This is a genomic window from Ensifer sp. ENS07, from assembly GCF_014852185.1.
Lineage (GTDB): Bacteria > Pseudomonadota > Alphaproteobacteria > Rhizobiales > Rhizobiaceae > Ensifer > Ensifer adhaerens.
Window position 1 is genome coordinate 1 of sequence record NZ_JACVBE010000105.1, and the last position, 209, is coordinate 209.

Here is a 209-nt window from a genome sequence, read left to right on the forward strand (position 1 = left end):
ATCGGCTTTCGCGACGTCGATACGCTCGACACGCACACGGCGAGCTTCACGGCGGGCGGTAACGGCTATCTCGGTACCTTCGCGCTCGATCCTCTGAACCAGGCAACCGACAAGCTTGGCTGGAACTTCCAGGTTGCCGACAGCGTGCTCGACTCGCTGCAGGCCGGCCAGATCCTGGTGCAGACCTACGACGTCACCGTCGATGACGG

General features: G+C 63.2%; 1 protein-coding gene. It reads left to right on the forward strand.

Features of this window, described 5'->3' with window-relative positions; translation table 11 throughout:
* Positions 1-209 (forward strand): VCBS domain-containing protein (locus IB277_RS37845; RefSeq protein ID WP_192373436.1); only part of this gene is annotated, 209 nt, incomplete at both ends.